The 23,219-nt window shown below is 69.0% G+C and carries 22 protein-coding genes; 5 read left to right on the forward strand and 17 right to left on the reverse strand.

Features of this window, described 5'->3' with window-relative positions:
* Position 1: 1 nt before the first annotated feature.
* A complete protein-coding gene (locus W7U_RS13200) occupies positions 2–1,084 on the reverse strand; it encodes a dihydrodipicolinate reductase (protein WP_008258649.1) in 1,083 nt (360 codons plus the stop codon).
* Complete coding sequence (locus tag W7U_RS13205; RefSeq protein ID WP_014712050.1) at positions 1,081–2,088, reverse strand: Rieske 2Fe-2S domain-containing protein; 1,008 nt, start codon at positions 2,086–2,088, stop codon at positions 1,081–1,083. The genes W7U_RS13200 and W7U_RS13205 overlap by 4 nt, the downstream gene beginning before the upstream one ends.
* Before the next feature lie 120 nt (positions 2,089–2,208).
* Between W7U_RS13205 and W7U_RS13210 the strand changes: the two genes are divergently transcribed.
* Positions 2,209–2,859, forward strand: coding sequence for a TetR/AcrR family transcriptional regulator (locus W7U_RS13210; protein WP_008258652.1), 651 nt, complete (start codon positions 2,209–2,211; stop codon positions 2,857–2,859).
* Positions 2,860–2,864: 5 nt separating this feature from the next.
* Here the strand turns inward: W7U_RS13210 and W7U_RS13215 are convergent, their stop codons facing one another.
* From W7U_RS13215 to W7U_RS13235, 5 genes are all read right to left on the reverse strand, one after another.
* Positions 2,865–3,941: a PDR/VanB family oxidoreductase gene (locus tag W7U_RS13215; protein ID WP_036429076.1), complete on the reverse strand. Its 1,077-nt coding sequence runs from the start codon at positions 3,939–3,941 to the stop codon at positions 2,865–2,867.
* A gap of 8 nt (positions 3,942–3,949) precedes the next feature.
* Positions 3,950–5,701: an SDR family oxidoreductase gene (locus W7U_RS13220; RefSeq protein ID WP_008258654.1), complete on the reverse strand. Its 1,752-nt coding sequence runs from the start codon at positions 5,699–5,701 to the stop codon at positions 3,950–3,952.
* A gap of 3 nt (positions 5,702–5,704) precedes the next feature.
* A complete protein-coding gene (locus W7U_RS13225; RefSeq protein ID WP_008258655.1) occupies positions 5,705–6,613 on the reverse strand; it encodes a metal-dependent hydrolase in 909 nt (302 codons plus the stop codon).
* A 101-nt stretch (positions 6,614–6,714) separates the two neighbouring features.
* Complete coding sequence (locus tag W7U_RS13230; RefSeq protein ID WP_008258656.1) at positions 6,715–8,172, reverse strand: NAD(P)/FAD-dependent oxidoreductase; 1,458 nt, start codon at positions 8,170–8,172, stop codon at positions 6,715–6,717.
* Positions 8,173–8,194: 22 nt separating this feature from the next.
* Positions 8,195–8,656 (reverse strand): SRPBCC family protein, encoded by a 462-nt coding sequence (locus W7U_RS13235; RefSeq protein ID WP_008258657.1) that lies wholly within the window; start codon positions 8,654–8,656, stop codon positions 8,195–8,197.
* A gap of 98 nt (positions 8,657–8,754) precedes the next feature.
* Here W7U_RS13235 and ald point away from each other — a divergent pair, with 98 nt between their 5' ends.
* Positions 8,755–9,870, forward strand: a complete 1,116-nt coding sequence (gene ald / locus W7U_RS13240; RefSeq protein WP_008258659.1) for an alanine dehydrogenase — start codon at positions 8,755–8,757, stop codon at positions 9,868–9,870.
* 28 nt (positions 9,871–9,898) lie between these two features.
* On the opposite strand, the gene W7U_RS13245 is transcribed toward ald, so the two are convergent.
* The 4 genes from W7U_RS13245 to rpsO form a co-directional block, all read right to left on the reverse strand.
* Positions 9,899–10,924: a nitronate monooxygenase gene (locus W7U_RS13245; RefSeq protein WP_008258660.1), complete on the reverse strand. Its 1,026-nt coding sequence runs from the start codon at positions 10,922–10,924 to the stop codon at positions 9,899–9,901.
* A 60-nt stretch (positions 10,925–10,984) separates the two neighbouring features.
* On the reverse strand, positions 10,985–12,346 hold the full coding sequence (locus W7U_RS13250) for a pitrilysin family protein (protein WP_020823171.1): 1,362 nt from the start codon (positions 12,344–12,346) through the stop codon (positions 10,985–10,987).
* Positions 12,333–14,588: a polyribonucleotide nucleotidyltransferase gene (locus W7U_RS13255; protein WP_020823172.1), complete on the reverse strand. Its 2,256-nt coding sequence runs from the start codon at positions 14,586–14,588 to the stop codon at positions 12,333–12,335. The genes W7U_RS13250 and W7U_RS13255 overlap by 14 nt, the downstream gene beginning before the upstream one ends.
* A 389-nt stretch (positions 14,589–14,977) precedes the next feature.
* Positions 14,978–15,247 carry a 30S ribosomal protein S15 gene (gene rpsO, locus W7U_RS13260; RefSeq protein ID WP_003878661.1) on the reverse strand — a complete coding sequence of 90 codons (270 nt, stop codon included), beginning with the start codon at positions 15,245–15,247 and terminating at the stop codon, positions 14,978–14,980.
* A 169-nt stretch (positions 15,248–15,416) separates the two neighbouring features.
* Here rpsO and W7U_RS13265 point away from each other — a divergent pair, with 169 nt between their 5' ends.
* Both W7U_RS13265 and W7U_RS13270 read left to right on the forward strand, forming a co-directional pair.
* Positions 15,417–15,758 carry a metalloregulator ArsR/SmtB family transcription factor gene (locus W7U_RS13265; protein ID WP_008258665.1) on the forward strand — a complete coding sequence of 114 codons (342 nt, stop codon included), beginning with the start codon at positions 15,417–15,419 and terminating at the stop codon, positions 15,756–15,758.
* Positions 15,759–15,761: 3 nt separating this feature from the next.
* The gene (locus tag W7U_RS13270; protein WP_008258667.1) at positions 15,762–16,247 is read left to right on the forward strand and encodes an SRPBCC domain-containing protein; all 486 of its coding nucleotides are present in this window, start codon (positions 15,762–15,764) and stop codon (positions 16,245–16,247) included.
* Positions 16,248–16,260: 13 nt separating this feature from the next.
* Here the strand turns inward: W7U_RS13270 and W7U_RS13275 are convergent, their stop codons facing one another.
* Positions 16,261–17,238, reverse strand: coding sequence for a bifunctional riboflavin kinase/FAD synthetase (locus W7U_RS13275; protein WP_014712052.1), 978 nt, complete (start codon positions 17,236–17,238; stop codon positions 16,261–16,263).
* A 114-nt stretch (positions 17,239–17,352) separates the two neighbouring features.
* Here W7U_RS13275 and mntR point away from each other — a divergent pair, with 114 nt between their 5' ends.
* Positions 17,353–18,045: a manganese-binding transcriptional regulator MntR gene (gene mntR, locus W7U_RS13280; protein ID WP_008258671.1), complete on the forward strand. Its 693-nt coding sequence runs from the start codon at positions 17,353–17,355 to the stop codon at positions 18,043–18,045.
* 1 nt (position 18,046) lies between these two features.
* On the opposite strand, the gene W7U_RS13285 is transcribed toward mntR, so the two are convergent.
* The 5 genes from W7U_RS13285 to W7U_RS13305 all read right to left on the reverse strand — a co-directional run bounded on the left by W7U_RS13285 (position 18,047) and on the right by W7U_RS13305 (position 23,106).
* Positions 18,047–19,279, reverse strand: coding sequence for an acyl-CoA dehydrogenase family protein (locus tag W7U_RS13285; protein WP_008258674.1), 1,233 nt, complete (start codon positions 19,277–19,279; stop codon positions 18,047–18,049).
* A gap of 7 nt (positions 19,280–19,286) precedes the next feature.
* Entirely contained in the window at positions 19,287–20,489 is a 1,203-nt protein-coding gene (locus tag W7U_RS13290; protein ID WP_008258684.1) for a lipid-transfer protein, read from the reverse strand.
* 72 nt (positions 20,490–20,561) lie between these two features.
* Positions 20,562–21,452, reverse strand: a complete 891-nt coding sequence (gene truB, locus W7U_RS13295) for a tRNA pseudouridine(55) synthase TruB (RefSeq protein WP_008258686.1) — start codon at positions 21,450–21,452, stop codon at positions 20,562–20,564.
* Positions 21,449–22,132 carry a 4'-phosphopantetheinyl transferase gene (locus W7U_RS13300; RefSeq protein WP_008258687.1) on the reverse strand — a complete coding sequence of 228 codons (684 nt, stop codon included), beginning with the start codon at positions 22,130–22,132 and terminating at the stop codon, positions 21,449–21,451. The genes truB and W7U_RS13300 overlap by 4 nt, the downstream gene beginning before the upstream one ends.
* On the reverse strand, positions 22,129–23,106 hold the full coding sequence (locus tag W7U_RS13305; protein ID WP_036429080.1) for a metallophosphoesterase: 978 nt from the start codon (positions 23,104–23,106) through the stop codon (positions 22,129–22,131). The genes W7U_RS13300 and W7U_RS13305 overlap by 4 nt, the downstream gene beginning before the upstream one ends.
* Between the last annotated feature and the right edge of the window lie 113 nt (positions 23,107–23,219).

Below are 23,219 nucleotides of genomic sequence, written 5' to 3' on the forward strand. Positions count from 1 at the left end.
CCTACTTCTTGAACCGCCCGGCGAAGCCGCGCAGCGGCAGGTCGGCGCTGGTGATGAGCCCCGGCGGCGCCGCGATCACCGACTTGATCGCGGCGAGGGCGGGCATGCCGGTCACGGTCATGCCGATCGAGGCGAAGCTGTCCGGGTTGGACAGGTCCACGCCGGGCTTGGGAAAGATCATGTGCTTGTTGTAAATGCACGGATCACCCTTGATCTGGGTGATGTAGCAGCCCTTGATGTTCCAGCTGGGGTCGGTGTGCGGGGTCATCTGCCATTCCAGGTGCGTCTCGACCCGCGGCACGCCGTCGACCATGCCCTGGTAGCGGATGTAGTTGCCGCCCAGCGAACCCTTGGGCAGCGTGTACCAGCCCAGGTCGACGTCCTTGGTGCAGGCGCCCAGCTCGTAGCTGAACGTGACCTCGTCGAGTGTCAGGTCGAAGCAGTCGGCCATCATGTACACGCTGTCGGCGAAGACGCGGGTGTATTTCTCGAGCTTCGACGGGATGTCGGGGTCGTCGACGGGCTGGCCGTAGCCCACCTCGATCCAGGTGTCCTTGGAGTGGTGGCACGACACGTCGACGGACTCGATGGTGGTGATGTTCTCGATGTCGGCGACGTCGGCCGAACACACCACGCCCAGAATCTGATTGAGCCCCGGGTTCATTCCGGTGCCGTAGAACGTGGCACCGCCCTTCTCACAGGCCTCGGCCAGCAGCTTGCTCACCGGTTTGCCCGACGGGTGCGGGTGATTGGTGTCCCGGTGCCAGCCGGTGATCCAGTCCGCGGTGGTGACGATATCGATGCCCGCCTCGAGCACGTGTAAGTAGAGGTCCTCGTCGGGGAACACGCCGTGGAAGGTCAGCACGTCCGGCTTGGCGGCGATGATCTCCTCGATGGTGCCGGTGAACTTCACCCCGTTGGCCCCCATGCCGGCGAACTCCCCGGTGTCCGTGCCGACCTTCTCCGGCGAATAGGCATGCACGCCAATGAGTTCGAGATCGGGCTGGGTCGCGATCCGCCTGATCATCTCCGAGCCGACGTTGCCGCTTCCGACCTGAAAGACGCGGATCGGTGCTGTGCTCATTGCGCTAAGCCTTCCTGCGATACGAACGCCTCGGGATAGAACTGCTTGGCCCACTGGCGAATTGCCGTGAATCCCTCGTACTCGTCGGGGGCCAGTGCGGGTGGATCCGAATACCGTTGGTGCTGCCAGATTTCGATGTCCTGGGTGAACTGGCGGATCACTTCCTGGCCGAATTCGGCCGCCTTGCGTTCGGCGCGTTCCGAATCGCCGCCCGGCGCGCGGCCGATGTAGACCATGAACCGGACGTCGGAGGTGCGCTCGTCCACCGGGGTGATCGCGGAGATGGTGCGGTTGTCGATCATCCCCCAGCTCTTGGTCACCGCGATGCCCAGGCCGCCGTTGATGGCCTGCACGCCGCTGTTGACGTCCTCGATCTTCTGGCCGTCGTCGCCCTCGAAGGTGATGGTGAAATCGACGTACGACACCGGCTCGGCGAAGTCGTGACGGGTGAACACCGGCACGATCGGGGTCTTGTGCACGAACTTGAAGTGCGCGAAGTCCACCCCGTTTTCCAGCACGTACTGCGGGTGCATTTCCAGGGTTTCGCGGTACAGCCGCTGCTGCGGGTAGTACTCGTCGGCGCTGCTGCCGTCGTCGAAGGCGGCGAACACATCCGGCGGCTCGAAGTACGGTTCGCGGCGCTCGACGTCGTGCCAGATGTAGACCGACGCGTTGCGTTCGACCACGGGGTAGGTGCGCATGCGCCGGCCGCGGTTGGGGCGGTCCTGGTACGGGATGCAGACGTTGCGCCCGTCGGCGCTCCACTGCCAGCCGTGGAACGGGCACTGCAGCACCTCGCCGACGACGGTGCCGCCGTACCCCAGGTGCGCCCCGAGGTGCTCGCAGTAGGCGTTCATCACGGTGAGCTGACCCGATTCCGCGCGCCAGGCGACCATCTCGGAGTCGAAGTACTTCATCTTGTGCACGTCGCCGACGCCGATCTCGTCGGACCAGGCGACCTGGAACCAACCGGTCGGCTTCATCGGCAACGGCGGCTTAGCCATCGAACCCTGCCATATGAGCTGCCCTCCCTCGGGTACGAATATAAGCCGCGGCCCGAGAAAATCAAAGTACCCTCTATGAAAACATCGCCGCCCTCCCCGCCGAGTGGATAGGATCGCCCAATGACCCGTCAGACCAGCGGAGCCGGGATCGCGGGCCGGCGCCCGAACCGGCGGGGCCATGCGACTCGCGAAAGCATGCTCGAGGCCGCGCTGCGCTCGCTGGCCTCCGGCGAGCCGGGCTCGGTGTCGGCCAACCGCATCGCCAAGGACATCGGCGCCACCTGGGGCGCGGTGCAGTACCAGTTCGGCGACACCGACGGGTTCTGGGCCGCGGTGCTGCACCGCACCGCCGAGCGCCGCGCCGCGACGTTCTCGACGCTGTCGGCCCCGATATCGCCGGACGCCCCGCTGCGCGAACGCGTCGGCGCCATCATCGACACCCTCTACACCGGCCTGGCATCGGCCGATTCGCGCGCGATCGAGAACCTGCGCGCGGCGTTGCCCCGCGATCCCGACGAGCTCGAACGCCTCTATCCGCGCACGGCCGCCGAGCTGTTCTCCTGGGGCAAGAGCTGGCTGGAGACCTGCCAGCAGGCCTTCGCCGGTCTGGCCGTCGACCCCGACCGGGTCCGCGAGGTGGCCGCCCTGATCCCCGGCGCGATGCGTGGCCTGGTGTCCGAGCGCCAGCTGGGCTCCTACGCCGACCTGGACATGGCGCGCCGGGGCCTGACCAACGCGCTGGCCGCCTACCTGGAGCCGTCCCGGCCGTAACCGGCTCAGGCGTCGATGACGACGCGCCCGCCGTCGGCCCGCGACACGCACACCAGCATGCCGTCGTCGCCGGGCGAGGCACGCCCGCGGTGATCCACTTGTCCGGCAAGCACTTTGACCCGGCACGTGCCGCAGAACCCCTGCCGGCACGAGTAGGGCGTCGTCGGGTCGCGGTCCAGCATGACGTCCAGCGCCGTGCGGTTGGCGGGCACCGCGAGCACCCGCCGGGAGCGCGCGAGCTCGAGTTCGAACGGAACCCCGTCGACAACCGGCGCCGGGCTGAACCGCTCGTAATGCAGTGGCGCGCCGGCATATTGATCGCGGGCGGTCCGCACGGCCTCGAGCATGGCGCTCGGCCCGCACACGTAGACGGCGGTCGCCGGGCCGGCCCCGGCCAGCAGTTCCGCCACGCTCGGGAAGCGGCCGTGTTCGTCGTCGGCCCACACCGTCACCCGGTCCGGGTCCACCGATATCACCTCGTCGAGCAGCGGCATGTATTCGCGGCTGCGCCCGGTATAGATTGCGCGCCAATCGATCCCGCGCTGCGCGGCCGCGCGGATCATCGGCAGGATGGGGGTCACGCCGATGCCGCCGATGACGAACAAGACGTCGCGTTCGGCGGTGCCGAGATAGAACGCGTTGCGCGGGCCTTCGAATTCGCACGTGTCGCCCGCGCCGAAAGCCTCGTGCATCTCGATGGATCCGCCGCCGCCGCCGGCGATGCGGCGCACCGCGATGCGGTAGTCGGTGCGCCGCCCGGGCGGACCGCACAGCGAGTACTGCCGGCGCCGGCCGGAGGGCAACAGGACGTCGATGTGCCCGCCGGGCGTCCAGGAGGGAAGCAGCCCACCGTCGGGGTCGGCCAACGTCAGCGCGACGACATCGGGCGCGACGAGCTCGCGTTGGGTCACGACCGCGGTCAGCGTGCGCTGCACCGGCTTCACCCGCGAAGGCTCCCACCGCGACACCGAGGCGAACCCCTCGAACACCGCCCGCACACCCCACAGCAACGACCCGAAGCGGTCGTGGGCGCGCCGGCCGTACAGGTCGGCGGGCCTGCTGGCCCAAATGCTTTCCGGCACCGCTCCCCCTACGTCTGCCGAATGTCCAACCGCGCGAACAGCCGAACCGCCCCCGGGCTGATGCGTCGCATCGCGTAGCCGATCCTGGATTCGGCGGCGATCGGCAGCACCGCCGGTCCGGTCTTGACGGCCTTCACGATCGCCTTGGCGGTCGCCTCGGGGGTGAAGTTGCGCCGCCGGTAGGCGGCGTCGGCCTTGCCCCGCGCCCGCTCCTGCTGCTCGGCGCTCATCCCGGCGTAGATGGTGCTCTTGGCGATGTTGGTGTTGACGAAGCCCGGGCACACCGCGGTGACGCGGATGCCCTCGTCGGCGAAGTCGGCGCGCAGCGATTCGCTGAGCGCCAGCACCGCCGCCTTGGTGGTGCTGTAGGCGACCATCGACTTCGACGGCAGGAAGGCCGCGGCCGAGGCCACGTTGATGATCGTTCCGCCCTCGCCGCGCTCGACCATCTGCGCACCGAACGCCCGGCTGCCGGAGATGACGCCGCCGACGTTGACCCCCATGATGTTTTCCCAATTCGCCGAGCTGGTCTCCAGGAAGCGGCCCGCCATCCCGATGCCGGCGTTGTTCACCAGGATGTCGACCACCCCGTGCTCGTTACGCACCTGTGTGGCAAGGTCATTCATCGCGGCCTCGTCGCTGACGTCGACCTGGTAGACCGCGGGCTCGGCGCACGCGGCGCGGACCGCGTCGGCGGTCTCGTCGGCGGCGGCCCGATCGCGGTCGGCCAGCACGATCTTGCGGGCGCCGCGCCGGGCCAGCTCCACCGCGGTGGCCCTGCCGATCCCGGCACCCGCGCCGGTGACCAGGGCGAGCTTGCCGCGCACCTCGCCCCGTTCGCCGCGCGACTCGACCGCCGGGGGCGCACCGGCGACGGTCCGGTCGACCCACTCGGCGGTCAGCCGGGCGACGACGTCGGGGCGCGAGGTCACCACCCAGTGCCCGCCCTCGATCGCGATCACCCTGGCGCCCTGAGGAATTGCGCCGGTGAAGCGCTGCAGCGCGGGGGTGACGAAGACGTCCCGCCGCGGAACCAACGTCTGGACCGCGACGGAGGTCTCGGGGAGTTGCGGGCCTGGCGCCAGCATGGGCGCGGGCATGTTCTGCCGGTACAGGTTGAGCCCGTTGACATAGTCGGTGACCGACCGCCTGGTGTCGTGGCGCTGGCTGCGGGTGCTGGAGCGGCCGATGCGCTCAAGGGCCTCAATGACTTTCACGCCGATGTGCGAGCGAAACGACAGCTCGGGTACCCCCGGGCACAAGAAGAAGCCGATGTAGCCCGAGGAGATCAGCTGCCTGGCGACCTGGGCCACGGCCCGTGGCGTGCGTGCGGACCGCAGAAACGCCCCCGCGTATTGCAGGTGCGGGCCCGAGATCGATGTGAACGAGGCGACCTTGGGCATCACCGAGTCGTCGGTGACCGCCGCCCAGGCCTGGATCGAGCCCCAGTCGTGGCCCAGTAGGTGGACCCGCTCGACGCCCAGGCTGTCGATGACCGCCTCGATGTCGGAGACGAGCTGCGCGAACCGGTACCCGGAAGACTCTGCGGGAGACGATGATTCACCGGCCCCGCGCACGTCGTAGGCGACGAAATTGTAGGGTCGGCCGGCCAGCTCGCCGGCGACGCCGTCCCACACGTGGTGGTTGTCCGGAAAGCCGTGGATCGCCAGGATGGTCGGGCGCGCCGGGTCGATGTCGGTGTAGCGGTGCACGGCCAGCGTGACGCCGTCGCTGGCGGTGATGCTCGACGTGGTGCTCATCGGTCAGTGCGAGGCCCGCGCGGCCGGTGAGACGGCCAGGTAGTCCACGGCCAGTCCCAGCCCGCCGAGCTGCGAGGGGTGGAAGCCCGGGCGGTAGTAGTTCCCGATCGCACGCACGAATCGCAGTGGCCCGGGCACCAATCCGCGGCGCGCGGCGGCGAAGTAGTCCCGCCAGCGCGGCTTGGTGCCCGGCGGAAGGTGGGGATCCAGCGAGTACAGGAACCGCACGCCGCGAATCCACAACAGCAGCATGGCGGGCGACACCACCAGCTGGGCGCGGACCTGCCGCCAGTAGCCGGCCCGCAGATGCTTCATGGTGTCGAAGGCCACCGCCTTGTGTTCGACTTCCTCGGCGCCGTGCCAGCGCAGCATGTCCAGCATCACCGGATCGGTGCCGATCGCGTCGTGGGCCGGCGAATTCAGGATCCACTCGCCCAGGATGGCGGTGTAGTGCTCGATGGCGGAGACCACGGACACCTGCTCGAGCAGCCAGCTGTGCCGGCGGCGCTCGCTCCAGTGGGGCCGCGGTCCGAGCAGCTTGTCGAACAGCCACTTGATCTGGCCGGTATACGGGGTCAGGTCGATGCCCCGCGCGGCGAAGTGGGCGAGCACGCCGGCGTGCGCCTGGGAGTGCACCGCCTCCTGCCCGATGAATCCCTGGACGTCGAGCCGCAGTTGATCGTCTTTGATCAGCGGCAGGGTCTTCTTGAACACGTCGACGAAGAACTCCTCGCCCGCGGGCAGCAGCAGGTGCAGGACGTTGAGGACGTGGGTGGAGAACGGCTCGCCGGGCACGTAATGGAACGGCAGTGCCGCCCAATCGAAGTGCACGTCGCGCGCCTCGAGGACGAGCCGTTCGTGGTCGAGCGACGCGTCGTGCGGACCCGCCGCCTGGTCGTCAACGGTCAGCATTATTGCCCCCTACCTCGGCGTTTCCGACGCCGCGCGCTGCCAGTATAGTTGCGCAACCAAGTATGCGGAACCGTCGGTACCGGGTTTTGTCCGGCCGGTGTCTAGGGCGCGACCGGGCGCAGGTCGTAGGATCCCGGATCGGTGTTGGCCAGCATGGCGCGGTGCGCGGCCGGGGTGAACGGCCACACCTCGGGCACGCCGTCCTTGTTGAGATACCAGCTGTCACAGCCGGTGGTCCACACGGTGTTCGGCATCGCGGCCCGCAGCCGGGCGTTGAAGCTGTCGGTCGCCGAGCGTGTCGGTTCGACGGTGTCGAATTCCCCTCGGCGCCAACGCTGGATCCACCCCAGGATGTGATCGGCCTGCGATTCGGCGACGGTCGTGAGCGCCAGGTTGCCGACCGGGCTGTGCGGCCCCAGCATCATGAAGAAGTTGGGGAAGCCCGGCATCGCGACGGTCTGATAGGCCCGCGGCCCGTCGCGCCACACGTCGTCGGCGGCGATGCCGTCGCGGCCGATCAGCCGCATCGGCCTGAAGAACGCGTGGGTGTCGAAGCCGGTGGCGAGCACGATGATGTCGACGTCGTGCAGGACGCCGTCGTCGGTCACGATGCCGCGCCGCTCCACGTGGTCGATGCCGGCGGTGACCAGGTCGACGTCGTCGCGCTGCATCGCGCGGTAGAAGCCGCCCGACATCACCAGCCGTTTGCACATCGGCGTGTAGTCGGGGGTCAGCGCCCGGCGCAGTTCGGGGTCGCGGACCTCGCGGAGGCTGGCGCGGCACAGCGCCCCCATGATCTTTCGGCGCACGCCGGGCTTGGTCAGCCCCACCGCGAAGAGGTCGAACACCGTGCTGTAGCCGCGGTACGCCATCCGGTCCAGCCACGGAAACCTGTCGCGGGTGATGCCGGCCAACCGGGTGTAGCGGGGGTTGGGCAGCTTGAGCACCCACTGCGCCGTGCGCTGGAACAGCACGACCCTGCCCGCCACGCCGGCCAGGCCGCAGACGAGTTGCACGCCCGTGGACCCGTTGCCGACGATCGCGATCCGCCGGCCGGCCAGCTCGACGGAATGGTCCCAGCGCGCCGAGTGAAAGACGTGGCCGCCGAAGTCGTCCAGGCCGGCGATCGACGGCATCCGGGGATGGTGCAACACGCCGGTGGCCGTGATCAAAAAGTCCGCCGCGCACTGTTCTCCGGCGGCGGTGCGCAGGGACCAGCACCCGTTCTCGAAACGGGCGTCGGTGATTTCGGTGCCGAACCGGATGCGGTCCCGCAGGCCGAACCGGTCCGCGATTTTCCGGAAGTAGTCCTGGATTTCACCGCCCGGCGAGAACATGTGCGACCAGTGCGGGTTGGTGGCGAACGTGTACTGGTAGACCCGGGACGGTATGTCGCAGGTCAGGCCCGGGTAGGTGTTGTCGCGCCAGGTGCCGCCCACCTCGTCAGCCTTCTCGAAGATTGTCACATCGGTAATGCCGTTGCGCAGCAACGCAATTGCGACGCACAGCCCGGACATGCCCGCTCCGACGACCGCTACGGCGGGATCGCGTCGCGTCATCGGAACTCCCGCGGCTCTTCGGCTACTCGGTTTCGGCGCGCTGCTTGAGGCGCTGCAGGGTAAGCCGGATGTGCTCGGTGTTGGCGGCCACCCGATCGCTGACGCCGGTGGCCTTGCCGGCGACCTTGCGGAACCACCCGGGCCGGCGGTCCCAGGTGCTCTCGGTGACCTCGCATCCGCCGTCCGCGGCGACGATGTCGTACTGCCAGCGGGCGACGGGAAGAATGGTGTAGCGCACGTCGAAGGCGAAGCGGCGGCCCGGTTCGGCGTCGGTGACGGTGCATCTGGTGCTCCAGCGTCGGCCGCGGTTCTCGTTGTGGCCCGCGAAAACCGCGCCCGGGGCGACCGCGTCACCCTTGCGCCACTGCATCGCCACCGCCTCCTCGGCCAGCGAAGCCAGGGTGGGCAGGTGGGTGATGAGCCGGTACACCACGTCGGGGCGGGCGTCGATCTGCACGGTGGCCGAAACGCACGGGGCGGTCATCCGCCGATCATAGCCAGCGGGCGATGCGATGCATATCGATTGCGGGCCCTGTGAAGTTTCTTCACAATCGAAAGTGACTGCGCGAACGAGGGGCGATCATGCGAGTCGGCGTACCGACCGAGACCAAGACGAACGAGTTTCGCGTGGCCATCACCCCCGCCGGTGTCGCCGAGTTGGTCCGCCGCGGACACGACGTGCTCGTCCAGACCGGCGCCGGCGAGGGATCGTCGATCGCCGACTCCGAGTTCAAGGCGGCGGGCGCGCAACTCGCCGATACGGCCGAACAGGTTTGGGGCGACGCCGACCTGCTGCTCAAGGTCAAAGAACCCGTGCCGGCCGAGTATGAGCTGTTGCGGCGCAACCAGATTCTGTTCACCTATCTGCATCTGGCCGCCTCGCGCGCGTGCACCGAGGCCTTGCTGGCGTCCGGAACGACGTCGATCGCATATGAGACGGTCCAAACCGCCGACGGCACACTGCCATTGCTGGCGCCGATGAGCGAGGTGGCCGGCCGGCTGTCCGCTCAGGTGGGGGCGTATCACCTGATGCGCACCCACGGCGGGCGCGGCGTGCTGATGGGCGGCGTGCCGGGCGTCAAGCCGGCCGACGTCGTGGTGATCGGGGCGGGTACCGCTGGCTACAACGCGGCCCGCGTCGCGAACGGCATGGGGGCGATGGTGTCGGTGCTCGACGTCAACATCAACAAGCTGCGGTTGCTCGACGCCGAGTTCGGCGGGCAGGTCCGCACCCGGTACTCGTCGGCCTACGACTTGGAGGGCACCGTCAAGCGCGCCGACCTGGTCATCGGCGCCGTGCTGCGCCCCGGCGCCAAGGCCCCCAGCCTGGTCTCGAATTCCCTTGTCGCGCAGATGAAGCCGGGCGCGGTGCTGGTCGACATCTCGATCGACCAGGGTGGCTGCTTCGAGGACTCGCGGCCGACCACGCACGACGACCCGACCTTCGCCGTGCACGACACGCTGTTCTACTGCGTGGCCAACATGCCCAGCGCGGTGCCCAAGACGTCGACGGTGGCGCTGACGAACGCGACCATGCCGTATGTGCTCGCGCTCGCCGAGCGCGGCTGGCGGGCGGCGTGCCGATCGGATCATGCTCTGGCCAAAGGCCTTTCGACGCACGACGGCGCGCTGCTGTCCGGGCAGGTGGCCGCCGATCTCGGGCTGCCGTGCACCGACCCCGCCGGCGTGCTGGGCTAATCGGCTAATCGGCTAATCGGCTAATCGGCTAATCGGTGGCCACGAGTCCGGCGATGATGTCGGCCGCGGGGCCGGCGCTGGCGTGCTTGAAGGCCGCCCCGGCCCACAGCGGTATCCCGTTCGGGTCCTCGAGGGCGGCGGCGGCTTCCCGGATGGGCGATGTCATCTGGTTGACCTCGGGGTAGCCCAGCGGCGCCACGTGGTCGAGCATGCGGGTGAAGTCGTTTTCCAGCCCGCGCGCGTAGCGGCCCGAGAAGGCCCGTGTCACAACGGTGGTCGCGAACAGCGGGTTCTTCAGGGCGGTGCGGTGGGCGGGGTTGGTGCCGGCCTCGTCGGCGAGCAGGAGCGCGGTGCCGACCTGTGCGGCCACCGCTCCCCGGCGCAGGGCGGCGCCGATCTCGTCGGCGGTGCCCAGCCCGCCGGCGGCGATGATCGGGATGTCATGGGTGTTGCGGATGCGGTCGATGAGCTGGTGCAGCGACTCGTTGGCGGGTTCCATGTCGGGCGCGAACGTGCCGCGGTGCCCGCCCGCGGCGGGGCCCTGGACCACCAGGCTGTCGGCGCCGGCGGCGACGGCCACCCCGGCCTCGTACGCCGACGTCACCGTGACCATCACCAGCAGGCCCAGCGCGCCGAGGCGCCGGATCACGTCGGGCGGCGGGACGCCGAACGTGAACAACACCAGCTCGGGCCGGACGTCGGCGACCACCTCGAGCTTCTGCTCCCACCCGTCGTCGTCGCCGTAATGCGGGTGACCGACCTCCACCTGGTAGTGATCGGCGATCTCTTCGAGTTCGGCCGCGTAGTAGTCCAGGGCCACCCAGTCGGCCACACTGGGCTGGGGCACAAACAGATTCACGCCCAGCGGGCCGGTGGTGGCCTTGCGCGCGGCGGCGATGTCGTCGGCGAACCGCTCGGCGGTGAGGTACCCGCCGGGGACGAAACCGAGCCCACCGGCGTTGGACACCGCCGCGGCCAACGCGGGAGTCCCGGGGCCGCCGGCCATCGGGGCACCCACGATGGGCACCGCGATGTCCCAAAAGCCCAGTACCATTCGGCTAGTCCGCCGACGGCGAGCGCCGAGGGGGCGCGGGTGAGGAGGCGGACATTCGAGCTAGCCTACCATCGCCCGAAGTTGTTGGGGCAGTGACCGTTTGGCGGCATAGGGGCCGAGAACCGCGGCGCCGTAGCGCTGCCCGAGCAGCCGGCGGGCGACGGCGTTGACCTCATCGACGGTCACCTGGTCGATCTGCCGCAGGGTGTGCTCGATGCTGCGGTGCTTGCCGTAGTTGAGCTCGCTGCGGCCCAGCCGGCTCATCCGCGAGCCCGAGTCCTCCAGGCCGAGCACCAGGCCGCCGCGCAGCGAGCCCTTGGCGATCCGGCACTCCGCCTCGGTGATGCCGTCGCGCGCCACGGCGTCGAGGACCGCACCGGTCACCTCCATGACCTCGGCGAAACGTTCGGGCTGGCAGGCCGCGTACACGGACAGCGCGCCGCTGTCGGCGAAGATGTCGACCGTCGAGTACACCGAGTAGGCCAGCCCGCGCAGCTCCCGGACCTCTTGGAACAGCCGAGAACTCAGGCCCCCGCCCAGGGCGGTGTTGAGCACAGACAGCGCCCACCGGTGCTGCCAGCCGCGGCCGGGCGTGCGCACCCCCAGCGACACGTGGGTCTGCTCGGCGTCCCGGTGGCCCAGCGCCAGCCCGGGCCGGCCGTTGACCCGCCCGGCGCCCTTGCGCGGCGCGATGGGTGCGCGCCCGCGGACCAGGTGCGGGCCGAAGTGCTCGCGCACCAGCGCGACGACCTCGTCGTGGTCGACGTTGCCGGCCACCGCCACCACCATGCGTTCGGGCGTGTAGCGCCGGACGTGAAACGAGTGCAGCTGGCTACGCGTCATCGACGTCACCGACCGCGCGGTGCCGATGACGGGGCGGCCCACCGGGTGGTCACCGAACAGCGCGCCCAAGAACATGTCGCCGAGCGCGTCCTCGGGGTCGTCGTCGCGCATCGCGATCTCCTCGAGGACCACGTCGCGTTCCAGTTCGACGTCCTCGGCGGCGCAGCGGCCGTTGAGCACCACGTCGGCGACCAGGTCGATTGCCAGCGCCAGGTCGCTGTCGAGCACGTGCGCGTAGTAGCAGGTGTGCTCCTTGGCGGTGAACGCGTTCAGCTCTCCCCCGACGGCATCCATCGCCTGGGCGATGTCCACCGCGGTGCGGCTGGGGGTCGACTTGAACAGCAGGTGCTCGAGGAAGTGGGCCGCGCCGGCGACGGTGGCACCCTCGTCGCGCGAGCCGACCCCGACCCACACTCCGACGGAGGCGGAACGCACCGCGGGCAGGTATTCGGTGACCACCCGCAAGCCGCCCGGCAGCGTCGTGCGCCGCAGTGCGGCGTGCGGGTCCGCCGCGGCCGTGTGGTTACCCCGCCGCAGCCCGGGGTCAGCTGCTCGCTTTCCCGAATCAGCTCGCGGCATCGGCAGGGGCGGCCGCCGGGGCATCGGCGGGCGCCGAGTTGTCGTCCTCCACCAGCACCAGCGAAATCTTGCCGCGCTTGTCGATGTCGGCGATTTCGACGCGCAGCTTGTCGCCGACGTTCACCACGTCCTCGACCTTCGCGATGCGCTTGCCCTTGCCGAGCTTGGAGATGTGCACCAGGCCGTCGCGACCGGGCAGCAGCGAGACGAACGCGCCGAAATCCGTTGTCTTGACCACGGTTCCGAGGAAACGTTCGCCGACCGTCGGCAGCTGCGGGTTGGCGATGGCGTTGATCCGGTCGATCGCGGCCTGCGCCGAGGGCCCGTCGGTGGCGCCGACGAACACGGTGCCGTCGTCCTCGATGGAGATCTGCGCGCCGGTCTCCTCGGTGATGCCGTTGATGACCTTGCCCTTGGGGCCGATGACCTCACCGATCTTGTCCACCGGAACCTTGATGGTGGTGACCCGCGGGGCATAGGGGCTCATCTCGTCGGGCGCGTCGATGGCCTCGGCCATGACCTCGAGGATCGTCAGGCGCGCGTCTTTGGCCTGGCCCAGGGCGCCCGCCAGGACCTGCGACGGGATGCCGTCGAGCTTGGTGTCCAGCTGCAGCGCGGTGACGAAGTCCTTGGTGCCGGCGCACTTGAAGTCCATGTCGCCGAACGCGTCCTCGGCGCCCAGGATGTCGGTCAGCGTGACGAACCGGCGCTCGGTGCGGCCGTCGATCTCGACGTCGTCGGAGACCAGGCCCATCGCGATGCCGGCCACCGGCGCCTTCAGCGGCACACCGGCGTTCAGCAGCGACAGGGTGGACGCACAGACCGACCCCATCGACGTCGAGCCGTTGGAGCCCAGCGCCTCGGAGACCTGGCGGATGGCGTACGGGAAATCCTCGACGCCGGGCAGCACCGGGATCAGGGCCCGCTCGGCGAGCGCGCCGTGCCCGATCTCGCGCCGCTTGGGCGAACCCACCCGGCCCGTCTCGCCGGTGGAGAACGGCGGGAAGTTGTAGTGGTGCATGTAGCGCTTGGAGGTCTCGGGCCCCAGCGAGTCGATCTGCTGGGCCATCTTGACCATGTCGAGCGTGGTCACGCCCAGGATCTGGGTCTCACCGCGCTGGAACAGCGCGCTGCCGTGCGTGCGGGGCACCACGGCGACCTCGGCCGAGAGCGCGCGGATGTCGGTGATGCCGCGGCCGTCGATGCGGAAGTGATCGGTGAGGATGCGCTGGCGCACCAGCTTCTTGGTCAGCGAGCGGAACGCGGCGCTGACCTCTTTCTCGCGGCCCTCGTAGGTCCCAGAGTCCCCAGTGAGCCGCGCGAGCACCTCGGCTTTCAGCTCGTCGGTGCGCGCGTCGCGCTCGGCCTTGCCGCCGATGGTCAGCGCCTTGGCCAGCTCGTCGGTGGCCACCGAGGCGACCGAGTAGTAGACGTCTTCGGCGTAGTCCGGGAACGTCGGGAACTCGCCGACCGGCTTGGCGGCCGCCCCGGCCAGCTCCTCCTGCGCGGTGCACAGGGTGGCGATGAACGGCTTGGCGGCCTCGAGCCCTTCGGCCACAACGGTTTCCGTCGGCGCCTGGGCGCCGCCCTCGACGAGCTCGATGACGTTCTCGGTGGCCTCGGCCTCGACCATCATGATCGCGACGTCCCCGTCCACCTTGCGGCCGGCCACCACCATGTCGAACACCGCCCGCTCGAGCTGCTCGACGGTCGGGAACGCCACCCACTGGCCGTCGATGAGCGCGACCCGCACGCCCCCGATCGGACCCGAGAACGGCAGCCCGCTCAGCTGGGTGGAGGCCGACGCGGCGTTGATCGCCAGCACGTCGTACAGGTCGTTGGGGTCCAGGCTCATGACCGTGACCACGACCTGGATCTCGTTGCGCAGCCCGCTGACGAACGACGGGCGCAGCGGGCGGTCGATGAGCCGGCAGGTCAGGATCGCGTCGGTGGAGGGACGGCCCTCGCGACGGAAGAACGAGCCGGGGATGCGACCGGCGGCGTACATCCGCTCCTCCACGTCGACGGTCAGCGGGAAGAAGTCGAAGTGCTCCTTGGGGCTCTTGCTGGCGGTGGTCGCCGACAACAGCATGTTTTCGTCATCCAGGTACGCGACCACGGCGCCGGCGGCCTGCTGGGCCAGCCGGCCGGTCTCGAAACGGATGGTGCGGGTGCCGAAGCTCCCGTTGTCGATGGTGGCGGTCGCCTCGAACACGCCCTCTTCAATTTCAGCGACAGACATGGACGTCCGTACGGCCTCTCTTATTCGGCTGTTTCGCGTCGTCACGCGCAACCTGGAGAGGGTCCGCAGCACCCGTTGGGGCCTGCGAGTCACCCTGGGAGCTATCCCGAAGAGCCAGTCTGAATGCGGCTACGGCCATCGATCGAAGCGGCCGAGAAGCCCCAGATCCGGAGAGCCCGGCAGCCACTACCGAAGACCGCCCGATGCAGACTGGGCTGCTCCCTCGAAGGTGCGTAGTGACACGCTGGAACGGCGCACGCGGATCTGCGTGGCCGCACCGTTTTGCTCGGGCCGAACCGGCCCAGAACGTCCTTACTCTACACGGGCGGGCCCGCCCCGCCAGCATCGCGCGGGATCGGGCGGGCGTCATAGCCCCGGCGACGGCGGCGTCAGCGGCGCAGGCCGAGGCGCTCGACCAGCGAGCGGTAGCGCTCCACGTCGATCTGGGCGACGTATTTGAGCAGCCGGCGCCGGCGCCCGACCAGCAGCAACAGGCCGCGCCGCGAGTGGTGGTCGTGCTTGTGCACCTTGAGGTGCTCGGTCAGGTCGGCGATCCGCTTGGTCAGCAGCGCGACCTGCGCCTCCGGGGAACCGGTGTCGGTGTCATGCAGGCCGTAGGTGCCCAGGATTTCTTTTTTCTGCTCGGCTGTCAGCGCCACGAACTATCTCCATCAATCGGTGCCGCGAAAATTTCGGTCGTGGCCGCCGCGGACTGCAGCACACTCCGTATCGGGGGGCGAGTCTATCAGCGGCCGCGATGTTCGCCGAAATCGCAGGCCAGCGCCGCACACTTGACAACATACAACCATTTGGTTGTATGTTGGCCGGGTGAACGTGGACGAAGAGGACCGGGTGGACGCCGTGTTCCACGCGCTCGCCGACCGAACCCGGCGCGACATCATGCGACGGACGCTGGCCGGGGAACACTCGGTTTCCACGCTCGCCCGCAAGTACGACATGAGCTTCGCCGCGGTGCAGAAGCACGTCGTCGTGCTCGAGAAGGCCGGCCTGGTCACCAAACGACGCAGCGGTCGCGAGCAGCTGGCCAGCGGTGACGTGACGGCCGTGCGGTCGGTGGCGTCGATGCTCGCCGAGTTGGAACTCCTCTGGCGCGACCGGATCGCACGCATCGACGAACTCATCTCATCCGACTCAACCAAGGAGGACTGAACCATGCCCGTGACCGGCGTCGAGCACGATCCCGACAACCTGACGCTGACCATCACCGCGGACTTCGCCGCGCCGGTGCACCGGATCTGGCAGGTCTACGCCGACCCGCGTCAACTGGAGAAGGTGTGGGGGCCGCCGTCCCATCCGGCGACCGTCGTCGACCACAGCCTGACGCCCGGAGGTCGCACGACGTACTTCATGACCGGTCCGGACGGCGAGAAATACGCCGGATATTGGGAGATCACGGCCGTCGACGAGCCGACGAGCTTCTCGTTCCTCGACGGCTTCGCCGACCTGGACTTCAACCCGAACCCCGGACTGCCGGTCTCGAGGAACGTCTACACCTTCACCGAGCACGGCGGCGGCACTCGCGCGACCTACGTGAGCGCCTTCGAGTCCGCCGAGGCGCTGCAACAGGTGCTCGACATGGGGGTGGTCGAGGGCTCGTCGTCGGCCATCAACCAGATCGACGACCTGGTCGCTTCCTGACAACCGCGGTGGATCAGTCCTGCGTCGACAGGATGGTGCGGGCCCGTTCGGTGTCCTCGCCCATCGCGACGATGAGTTCCTCGACGGAGTCGAACTTGTGCTGCCCACGGATGCGGCCGACGAAATCCAGCGCCACGTGCTGCCCGTACAGGTCGGCGTCGGTGTCCAGGACGAACGCCTCGACGGTGCGGGTGCGCCCGGAGAAGGTCGGGTTGGTGCCGACGGAGACCGCGGCCTGGTAACGCTCGCCCGGCACGACGGTGCCGGTCACCGGGCCGTGGCCGAGGACGGTGAACCACGCGGCGTACACGCCGTCGGCCGGGATGGCCGAATACATCGGCGGCGCCACGTTCGCGGTCGGGAAGCCCAGTTCGGCGCCGCGGCCGTGCCCCCGCACCACCACGCCCTCGACCCGGTGCGGGCGACCCAGGGCCTCGGTGGCCGCCACCACGTCGCCGGCGTCCACGCAGGACCGGATGTAGGTGGACGAGAACGTGACGGTCTCGTTGCTGTGGTGCTCGGAGAGCAACGACATCGACTCCACGGCGAACCCGAATCGATCGCCGGCGCGCCGCAGGGTCTCGACGTTGCCGGTCGCCTTCTTGCCGAAGGTGAAGTTCTCCCCCACGACGACCTCGACCACGTGCAGGTTCTCCACCAGCAGCTCGTGCACGTAGCGGTCCGGCGTGAGTTTCATGAAGTCGGTGGTGAACGGCATCACCAAGAAGACGTCGATGCCGAGTTCCTCGACCAGCTCGGCGCGCCGCGTCAGCGTCGTCAACTGGGCCGGATGGCTGCCGGGATAGACCACTTCCATCGGGTGCGGGTCGAACGTCATCAACACCGTCGGCACGCTGCGCGCCCGCCCCGCCTTCACCGCATGCGCGATCAGCTCCGCGTGCCCGCGATGCACACCATCGAACACACCGATGGTGAGCACACACCTGCCCCAGTCCGTGGGAATCTCGTCTTGGCCGCGCCACCGCTGCACGACCGCAAGCCTACGGCGCCGAGTGCCCGGCCGGGAGATCGGAGAGGGCCCGACACCCGCCAGGGTGGCGGGGAACACGCCGGATCTGGATGGGGTTGCCTAAACTTTGTCGTTGTGAGTGCTGACGAAGAGCGTGGCGGTCTCACCGCGGTCGGCCAGGACTACCTCAAGGCGATCTGGAATGCCCAGGAGTGGTCCCCCGACAAGGTCAGCACGAAGATGCTGGCCGAGAAGATCGGGGTGTCGGCCAGCACGGCCTCGGAGTCGATCCGCAAACTCGCCGAGCAGGGCCTCGTCGACCACGAGAAGTACGGCGCGGTGACGCTGACGGAGGCCGGGCGGCGCGCGGCGCTCGAGATGGTGCGCCGCCACCGGCTGCTGGAGACCTTCCTGGTCAACGAGCTGGGCTACGCGTGGGACGAGGTGCACGACGAGGCCGAGGTGCTCGAGCACGCGGTGTCGGATCGCCTGGTGGCCCGCATCGACGCCAAGCTGGGATTCCCGCAGCGCGATCCGCACGGAGACCCCATCCCCGCCACCGACGGGCAGGTGCCCACCCCGCCGGCGCGCCAGCTGTGGGCGTGCGGCGACGGCGACGCCGGGACGGTGGCCCGCATCTCCGACGCCGACCCCGAGATGCTGCGCTACTTCACCGACGTCGGCATCAACCTCGACTCCCGGCTGCGGGTCCTGACCCGCCGCGAGTTCGCGGGCATGATCTCGGTGGCGATCGAATCCGGCGACGGCGACGAGACGACCGTCGACCTGGGCAGCCCGGCCGCGCGGGCGATCTGGGTGACCGCGTAGCTCAGTCGGCCAGCAATCCCTTGGCGATGTGGGTGACCTGCACCTCGTTGCTGCCGGCGTAGATCATCAGCGACTTGGCGTCGCGGGCCAGCTGCTCCACCCGGTACTCGGCCATATATCCGTTGCCGCCGAACAGTTGGACGGCCTCCATGGCCACCTCGGTCGCCGCCTCCGACGAGTACAGCTTGATCGCCGACGCCTCGGCCAGCGTCAGGGGTTTACCGGACTGTTGGCGCTCGATGGTGTGAAAGACCATGTTCTGCACGTTCATTCGTGCGATTTCCATCTTGGCCAGCTTGAGCTGGATCAGCTGGAACTGCCCGATGTTGCGGCCCCACAGCGTGCGGCTCTTCGCGTAGTCGACGCACAGCCGGTGGCATTCGTCGATGATGCCCAGGGCCATCATCGCGATCCCGATCCGCTCGGCGGCGAAGTTGGCGCGCGCGCTGTCGCGGCCGTCGCCGTCGGTGTGCTGTTCGCTCTCGCCGAGCAGGCGATCCGGGCTCAGCCGCACGTTGTCGAAGAACAGCTCGCCGGTCGGCGAGGACATCATGCCCATCTTCTTGAACGGCTTGCCCTGCGTCAGGCCCGGCATGCCGGCGTCGAGCACGAACACCAGCACCGGGCGGTTGCGCTTGTCTTCGGTCGAGCCCTCGTCGAGTTTGGCGTACACGACCAGGACGTCGGCGCAGGGCCCGTTGGTGATGAACGTCTTCTGCCCGTTGAGGATGTAATCGGCACCGTCGCGTTTGACGTAGGTCTTCATGCCGCCGAACGCGTCCGAGCCCGAGTCCGGCTCGGTGATGGCCCACGCGGCAATCTTTTCCAGCGTCATCAGCTCGGGCAGCCAGCGCTCCTTTTGGGCCAGCGTGCCGCGGCTCATGATGGTCGCCGCGCCCAGACCGAGGCTCACCGAGGCGGTGCTCAGCAACCCGATGCTGACCCGGGCGATCTCGGAGACCAGCACCGCGATCATCGATCCCTGGGCTCCGCCGCCGAAACCGCTTGCCTCGCCGTCGCTTTGACGCTCTCCCGAGCGCTCCCGGTCCAGCATCTTCTTGACCGATTCGGCGGCCATGGCGTCGAGGCCGAACTGGCTGAACAGCTTGCGCGCGATCGGATAGGGCGACATCGCGCCGGTTTCCAATTCGTCGAGATGCGGGCGGATCTCCTTGTCGACGAACTGCCGAACGGCGTCGCGGACCATCAGGTCGGTGTCGGACCACTCGATCATGGCGCCCTTAGCGTTCGGCGCGCTGGTAGGCGGTGACGACGGCGGCGCCGCCCAGTCCGATGTTGTGTTGCAGTGCGGCGCTGACGCCCTCGACCTGACGCGCCTCGGCCGTCCCGCGCAGCTGCCACGTCAGTTCGGCGCACTGCGCCAGCCCGGTCGCGCCCAGCGGGTGCCCCTTGGAGATCAGGCCACCGGAGGGGTTGACCACCCAGCGGCCGCCGTAGGTGGTGTCGTTGTTGTCGATCAGCTTGGGCGCCTCACCCGGCCCGCACAGGCCCAGCGCCTCGTAGAGCAGTAGCTCGTTGGCCGAGAAGCAGTCGTGCAGTTCGATCACCTGGAAGTCCTGCGGACCCAGCCCGGACTGGTCGTAGACCTGTTGTGCGGCTTGCACATTCATGTCGTAGCCGATGAGGTTCTTGGCGCTCCCGTCGAACGTCGACGCGAAGTCGGTGGTCATGGCCTGACCGACGATCTCCACCGCCTGGCCCGCCAGCCCGTGGCTGTCGACGAAGCTCTCCGAGGCCAGGATGGCCGCGCCCGAACCGTCGGAGGTCGGCGAGCACTGCAGCTTGGTCAGCGGGTCGGAGATCATCCGCGCCGCCAGGATGTCCTCGAGCGTGTAGGACTCCTGGAACTGGGCGAACGGGTTGTTCACCGAGTGCTTGTGATTCTTGTAGCCGATCTTGGCGAAATGCTCTGCGGTGGAACCGTATTGCTTCATATGCTCGCGGCCGGCGGCGCCGAACATCCACGGCGCGACGGGCATCGCGAACTCGTCGATCGCGGCCATCGCCTTGACGTGCTTGCCCATCGGCGATTCGCGGTCCTGAGCTCCGCCGCCCAGCGAACCGGGCTGCATCTTCTCGAAACCCAGCGCGATCGCGCAGTCGACGATGCCGCCGCGGATCGCCTGCGCGGCCAGGAAGAGCGCGGTGGACCCGGTGGAGCAGTTGTTGTTGACGTTGACCACCGGGATCCCCGTCATGCCGAGCTCGTAGAGCGCGCGCTGCCCGGACGTCGAATCCCCGGCGACGTAGCCGACGTAGCCCTGCTGCACCTCGTGGTAGGCGATGCCGGCGTCGGCCAGCGCGTTGGTCCCCGACTCGCGCGCCATGTCGGGGTAGTCCCAGCCCTCGCGGCGACCCGGCTTCTCGAACTTCGTCATGCCGACGCCGATGACGTAAACCTTGTTGGACTGCTTGGTAGACATCGTTGTCCTTTCCCTCGCCCCGTAGGCATTCCAGTGTGCAACGGACCCCAACCAACCGTTCGGCCGGGGCGGCTAAAGCGTCGCCGGGCGGACCACCACCACCGACTTGGTCCGCGCCCCCTCGTCGCGCAACAGCGCAACCACCCGGCCGTCGGGGTCACAGGCGGCGTAGACGCCGTCGATCCCGGCCGCCGGCAGGGACCGGCCGTTGGCGGCGGCGTCGGCCTCCCCGGCGGACAACTCCCGGCGCGGAAAGATCAGCAGGCAGGCCTCGTCGAGGCTGTAGCTCAGCCGCGGCCGCTCGGCGAGCTCGTCGAGCGAATACGCCTGGTCTAGCCCGAAGCGGCCGGCCCGGGTGCGGCGCAACGCCGTCAGGTGCCCGCCCACCCCCAGCGCGGCACCCAGATCGCGGGCCAGCGCACGGATGTAGGTCCCCGACGAGCAATCGACCTCGACGTCGACGTCGAGCACGTCCACGCCGTGCGGTCCGGGGCGAATGTCGCGCACGTCGAACCGGTCGATGCGCACCGGGCGGGCCTCGAGCTCGACGGCGTGGCCCTCGCGGGCCAGGCGGTAGGCGCGCTTGCCGCCCACCTTGATGGCGCTGACCGTCGAGGGCACCTGCGCGATGTCACCCCGCAGCCCCTCGACGGCGGTCCCGATCGCCTCGGCGGTCAGGTGCCCCGCCGGGACGCTGCGCACCGGCTCGCCCTCGGCGTCGTCGGTCGACGTGCTCTGGCCCAGGCGGATGGTGGCCGCGTACGACTTCGAAGAAGCCGACAGCAGGCCAAGGATCTTGGTGGCGCGCTCGACGCCGATCACCAGCACTCCGGTGGCCATCGGGTCCAGGGTCCCCGCGTGCCCCACCCGCCGGGTGGAGAAGATCCGGCGGCAGCGGCCCACGACGTCGTGGCTGGTCATCGCCGGCGGCTTGTCGACGACGACGATGCCCGGACCGCTCATAGGACGATGGCGGTCAGCACCAGCCCGCGCTCGACCGACCAGCGGCCCGCCAGCTCCGTCAGCGGCGGACCGGACAGCGCCGCCGGATCGATCAGGATCCGCGAGACGAACCGGCCCGTCGCCGCGCCGGGGCCGTCGGACTCGAACGTGATGTGGGCGTCCTCGAAGCCCAGCCACCGTTTGGTCAGCGGGAACCACGCCTTGTACGTCGCCTCCTTGGCGCAGAACAGGATTCGGTCCCAATGCAGATCCCCCGACAGGTGGGCGGGGATCTCGGTGCGTTCGGCCGGCAGGCTGATCGCGTTGAGCACGCCGTCGGGCAACACGTCGTGCGGTTCGGCGTCGATGCCCACCGAGCGCAGCGCGTCGGTGCGGCCCACCACCGCGCCGCGGTACCCCGTGCAGTGGGTGAGGCTGCCGACCACGCCGTCGGGCCAGCAGGGTTCTCCCTTCTCGCCCTTGAGGATCGGCACCGGCGGCAGGCCGAGCTCGCCCAGCGCGATGCGGGCGCAGTGCCGGACGGTGATGAACTCGTTGCGCCGCTTGGCCACCGATCTCGCGATCAACGGCTCCTCTTCGGGCAGCGGGGCGAGATCGGGCGGATCGGAATACACCTCCGAGTAGGCCAGGCCGTCGGTGGCCGGCAACACGGAGGACACCAGCGTGTGCTCCCCCGTCATCGTGATTGCCGCTGCCGCAACCGTTCCCGGAACTGCGTGGCCTGCTGTCGCATCTCGGGGGTGATCTCGAAGTGGCCGCCGAAGTCGTTGAGGTCACCGGGCGCGTACTGGGGATCCGGCAGTACCTGGCGCAGCCAGCTGGGCGGCTTGCGGCGCCGCCACTCCCGCGGATAGCCCACCGACACCTCCTCGAAGCGCACGTCGTCATACCAGGTGGTGCGCGGGATGTGCAGGTGACCGTAGACCGAGCAGACGGCGTTGTAGCGGGTGTGCCAGTCGGCGGTCTTGGTGGTTCCGCACCACAGCGAGAACTCCGGGTAGAACAGCGCGTCGCAGGGATCGCGGACCAACGGGAAGTGGTTCACCAGAACGGTCGGCGTCATCCAGTCCAGCTCTTCGAGGCGGGCACGGGTGATCTCCAGGCGCTCGCGGCACCACGCCTCGCGGGTGGGGTACGGCTCCGGGGAGAGCAGGAACTCGTCGGTGGCCACCACGTTGCGGTCCCGCGCGATGGTCAGCCCCTCGGCTTTGCTCGTGGCCCCCTCGGGCAAGAAGCTGTAGTCGTAGAGCAGGAACATCGGCACGATCGTGGCCGGACCGCCGCGCTCGGTCCAGACCGGGAACGGATGCTCCGGCGTGATCACACCCATCTCGTCGCACATGTTGACCAGGTAGTCGTAGCGCGCCTTGCCGAAGACCTGCACGGGGTCGCGGGTGGTGGTCCACAGCTCGTGGTTGCCGGGCACCCAGATCACCTCGGCGAACCGCCGTCGTAGCAGGTCAAGGGCCCAGCGAATCTCGTCGGTGCGCTCGGCGACGTCGCCGGCGACGATCAGCCAGTCCTCCGGCGACGACGGATGCAGCGATTCGGTGACCGGCTTGTTGCCGAGGTGACCGGTGTGCAGGTCGGACACCGCCCACAGCGTCGGTTGCCCACCGTTGGTCGAGTCCTGCCCCGATCTATGCCCAGCCACGAATAACCACCCTAACGACCCGGGCCGGGCGATCTGTTTTCGCGCCCGGTCGGCGGGTGAACTAGAACAAGTTCACCTTTGCCTGTGACCCCGAGCGCGCGACTTGTACACTC

It is taken from the genome of Mycobacterium sp. H4Y (assembly GCF_000364405.1).
Taxonomy (GTDB): Bacteria; Actinomycetota; Actinomycetes; order Mycobacteriales; family Mycobacteriaceae; genus Mycobacterium; species Mycobacterium intracellulare.

Excerpts from the sequence above, each read along its gene's own strand:
- W7U_RS13200 (WP_008258649.1), bottom strand. The coding sequence starts at position 1,084 with ATGAGCACAGCACCGATCCGCGTCTTTCAGGTCGGAAGCGGCAACGTC.
- W7U_RS13205 (WP_014712050.1), bottom strand. The coding sequence starts at position 2,088 with ATGGCTAAGCCGCCGTTGCCGATGAAGCCGACCGGTTGGTTCCAGGTC.
- W7U_RS13210 (WP_008258652.1), top strand. The coding sequence starts at position 2,209 with ATGACCCGTCAGACCAGCGGAGCCGGGATCGCGGGCCGGCGCCCGAAC.
- W7U_RS13220 (WP_008258654.1), bottom strand. The coding sequence starts at position 5,701 with ATGAGCACCACGTCGAGCATCACCGCCAGCGACGGCGTCACGCTGGCC.
- W7U_RS13225 (WP_008258655.1), bottom strand. The coding sequence starts at position 6,613 with ATGCTGACCGTTGACGACCAGGCGGCGGGTCCGCACGACGCGTCGCTC.
- W7U_RS13230 (WP_008258656.1), bottom strand. The coding sequence starts at position 8,172 with ATGACGCGACGCGATCCCGCCGTAGCGGTCGTCGGAGCGGGCATGTCC.
- W7U_RS13235 (WP_008258657.1), bottom strand. The coding sequence starts at position 8,656 with ATGACCGCCCCGTGCGTTTCGGCCACCGTGCAGATCGACGCCCGCCCC.
- ald (WP_008258659.1), top strand. The coding sequence starts at position 8,755 with ATGCGAGTCGGCGTACCGACCGAGACCAAGACGAACGAGTTTCGCGTG.
- W7U_RS13245 (WP_008258660.1), bottom strand. The coding sequence starts at position 10,924 with ATGGTACTGGGCTTTTGGGACATCGCGGTGCCCATCGTGGGTGCCCCG.
- W7U_RS13250 (WP_020823171.1), bottom strand. The coding sequence starts at position 12,346 with ATGCCGCGAGCTGATTCGGGAAAGCGAGCAGCTGACCCCGGGCTGCGG.
- W7U_RS13255 (WP_020823172.1), bottom strand. The coding sequence starts at position 14,588 with ATGTCTGTCGCTGAAATTGAAGAGGGCGTGTTCGAGGCGACCGCCACC.
- W7U_RS13270 (WP_008258667.1), top strand. The coding sequence starts at position 15,762 with ATGCCCGTGACCGGCGTCGAGCACGATCCCGACAACCTGACGCTGACC.
- W7U_RS13285 (WP_008258674.1), bottom strand. The coding sequence starts at position 19,279 with ATGATCGAGTGGTCCGACACCGACCTGATGGTCCGCGACGCCGTTCGG.
- W7U_RS13290 (WP_008258684.1), bottom strand. The coding sequence starts at position 20,489 with ATGTCTACCAAGCAGTCCAACAAGGTTTACGTCATCGGCGTCGGCATG.
- truB (WP_008258686.1), bottom strand. The coding sequence starts at position 21,452 with ATGAGCGGTCCGGGCATCGTCGTCGTCGACAAGCCGCCGGCGATGACC.
- W7U_RS13300 (WP_008258687.1), bottom strand. The coding sequence starts at position 22,132 with ATGACGGGGGAGCACACGCTGGTGTCCTCCGTGTTGCCGGCCACCGAC.